The organism is Frankia sp. R82 (assembly GCF_023716925.1).
In the GTDB taxonomy this organism is placed as follows: domain Bacteria; phylum Actinomycetota; class Actinomycetes; order Frankiales; family Frankiaceae; genus Frankia.
In genome coordinates, this window is the sequence record NZ_JAMQQG010000117.1 from 1 (window position 1) to 2,980 (window position 2,980).

At 74.2% G+C, this 2,980-nt stretch carries 2 protein-coding genes; both read left to right on the plus strand.

All coding sequences use genetic code 11. The annotated features are described in order from the left end of the window. The first annotated feature begins 93 nt into the window (after nucleotides 1-93). Complete coding sequence (locus tag ND747_RS15975; protein WP_251734411.1) at nucleotides 94-1,332, plus strand: glycosyltransferase; 1,239 nt, start codon at nucleotides 94-96, stop codon at nucleotides 1,330-1,332. Nucleotides 1,333-1,335: 3 nt separating this feature from the next. Beyond that, the coding region (gene wzy, locus ND747_RS15980; protein WP_251734410.1) for an O-antigen polysaccharide polymerase Wzy at nucleotides 1,336-2,980 on the plus strand (1,645 nt) is incomplete at its 3' end.

Below are 2,980 nucleotides of genomic sequence, written 5' to 3' on the forward strand. Positions count from 1 at the left end.
GGGCCAGGCCGCGAGCCGCGCGGGCCGGTCGTCCGGCGCCGTCCCGGCTGCCCGCGCGACGCGAGTGGAGAACCACCGTTGACCCCCGAGACCATGCCGACGTCCGATCCGTCGACATCCGATCCGTCGACGTCCGATCTGTCGCTGACTCCTCGGCCGGCGCCGCCGTCCGACCAGCCGGCGGCGCCGGTGTCCGACCCGGCGTCGCGGCCGCGGCGACCGGTGCGGGTGCTGGAGGTGCTCGGCCGAATGGACCGTGCCGGCGTGGAGCTGCGGGCGCTGAACCTGCTGCGCCGGCTGGACCCGGCGGAGTTCCGCCTCGAGTTCGCCGTCACCTCCGGGGCGGCGGGCTCCCTGGACGACGAGATCCGCGAACTGGGCAGCGAGGTCCACTACTGCCGGGTCGACTGGCTGTTCCCGATCCGGTTCCTGCGCCTGGTGCGCCAGATGCGCCCGGACGTCGTCCACTCGGCCGTGGCGACCTTCTCCGGGGTGGTGCTGGCCCTCGCCCGGGTCGGGGGAGTGCGCCGGCGGGTCGCCTACTTCGTCAGCAGCGCCGACCGGCACGGGACGAGCCTGCGCGGCCGGGTCCAGCGCGCCGTCGGCCGGTGGCTGCTCGACCGGTGCGCCACCGACATCATCGCGGTCAGCGAGGCGGCGATGCGCGGCCTGTGGCGCGAGACGTGGCGCCTGGACGAGCGTTGCCGGGTCATCTACAACGGTGTGGAACTGGAACCGTCCGGGGTGGCCATCGCCGCTCGTCGGAGAGCGGGCGAGCCCGAGGCGGACGAGTCCGACGGCGTCACCGTGGTGCACATCGCGCGCCCGGATCCGTTGAAGAACCGGGTCCGGGCGGTCGAGGTGTTCGCCGCGCTGCGGGCCCGCTCGGTGCCGGCGCGGCTGCGCATCGTCGGCCGCCAGGATCCGGCGGAGACGGCGCAGCTCACGGCGCTCGCCGAGCGGCTCGGCATCGCCGACGACGTCGAGTTCACCGGCGAGGTGCGCGAGATCCCCCGGCTGCTCGCCGGATCGTCGCTGCTGCTGGTCACCTCGCTGCACGAGGGCATGCCCACGGTCGTGCTGGAGGCGCTGGCGGTGGGCACGCCGGTGCTGTCCGCGGACCTGCCCGGCGTCAGCGAGATCGCCCGGCTGCTGCCCGGGGTGACGACCCTGCCGTTGAGCGCCTCCGACGTGCTGTGGTCGGACACCGCCGAGATGCTCACCGCCATCCCGCCGACCCTGGAGCAGCGCCGTGAGGCCATGCGGCTGGTGCGGCGCTCGCCGTTCACGATGGACACCTGGCAGCGTGACATCACGGCCGTGTGGTCCTAGTCGATGCCCGCCCAGACCCGGGCCGGGGTGCCTCGTGCCCCTCGGCTGCCGCCGCCTGTCACGGTCCGCCGGCCACGGTCGCGGACCGCCCGCGCGCAGCGCTCGGTGGCGACCGCCCAGCGGGCCGCGGCGCTGGCGTTCGTCGGCTGCGGGCTGGCGTTGTTCGTCGTCGTGGCCTGGTCGTCGTCGCTGGTCGCCCTGCCCGAACGCACGGCGGCCCGGGTGTGCGTCCTGATCGTCGCCGGCGGCGTGCTGCTGTGCGTGCGGGCCCAGCCGCGTGGGGTGTGGGCCTGCTCGTCCGTCTATCTGATCACCCTGTCGGTGTTCCACTTCGGGGTGGCGGTGCTGTATGCCACCGGCACCTCGTTCGACCGGATCCGGGCCCAGTACGACTTCCGCTGGCTGGCCGTCTATCCGATGAGCCGGCTGTTCACCATCGCCACCATCGGCGTTCTGGCCGCCACCGTCGGGGTGGCGGCGATGACCCTCTGGGGAGCGCTGCGCCGCCCCGCCGTGCCGGCCCCGACCGCCGCTGCTCCCGTTTCCGTCGCTCCCCCCTCCCCGCTGCCCGCCGTTGCCGTGGGGGCGGCGCGGTCGAGTTTCCGGGCGCCGGCAGGGTGTGCGCTGGTCACGGCCTCGTCAGCTGCGCTGGTGGCGATCGTGCTGAGCACCGGCGGACTGGGGTTGCTGTTCGGTTCCTACACGGACGTCGGGCAGACCGCGCTGCGGTCCCCGTTGGTGCCCTACGTGCTGTTCGGCCTGTGCCTGGGGCTGGTGCTGGCGGTCATCGACGGGCCCGGTCGGTGGCGGCGCGCCACCATCGTGGTGTTCGCCCTGTTCGCGGTGATCGCCCTGCCACTCGGGCTGCGCTCGGAGGTGATGTTCCCCGCCGTGTCGGCCGCGGCGGTCGCGGCCCGTCGACGTGTCGTCGTGCGCGGCGTCGTGGTGCTGCTCGGGGTGGTGGCGCTGCTCGCCCTCATCGGTGGGCTACGCGAGATCCGCCAGTCGGGGCTTGCCGCGGTCCGGCTCAGCGCCGTCACCTTCAGCCCGGTCGACGGGGCCGCCGAGCTCGGCGCGTCGATCCGCCCGATCGGCGCGGTCCTGGACTGGCGCGACGGCATGGGCGAACACCCACCGCCCGGCTCGACCTTCTACGGGCAGCTCGAACGCCTGGTGTCCGGCCGGGTGCTGGGCCGGCCCCAGCCCTCCCAGTTCGGCGACGAGCGGCTGTTCAACGTCCTGATCATGGATCGGGAGGGTCCGATCGGCGGGTCCCCGATCGCCGAGGCCTACTACAACTTCGGCCTCGGCGGTGTGATCCTGTTTCTGCTGGTCACCGGACTCATGGTGGCCTGGATGGACCATGGCCGCTCCCGGCGGGGGACCGAGACGGCCTGCCTGGTGCTGCTCGTACCCCTGGTGATCGAGGTTCGCAACGCGTTCGCCGCCGTGCCCGTCCAGGTGATGATGGGCCTCGTCGTGCTCGGCCTGGTCCATGCCGCGGAGTCCGCCGCGGTCCGCCGGGCCCTCGCCCGGTCCCCCCAGCTGTCGGCAGCCCGCCCGGTCGTCCTCCGGCTCGGGCCGGTCCAGCACCGGCCCGAGCCGCGCCGGCTCGAGCCGCGTTCGCCCGGGCAGCTGCTACCCGCGC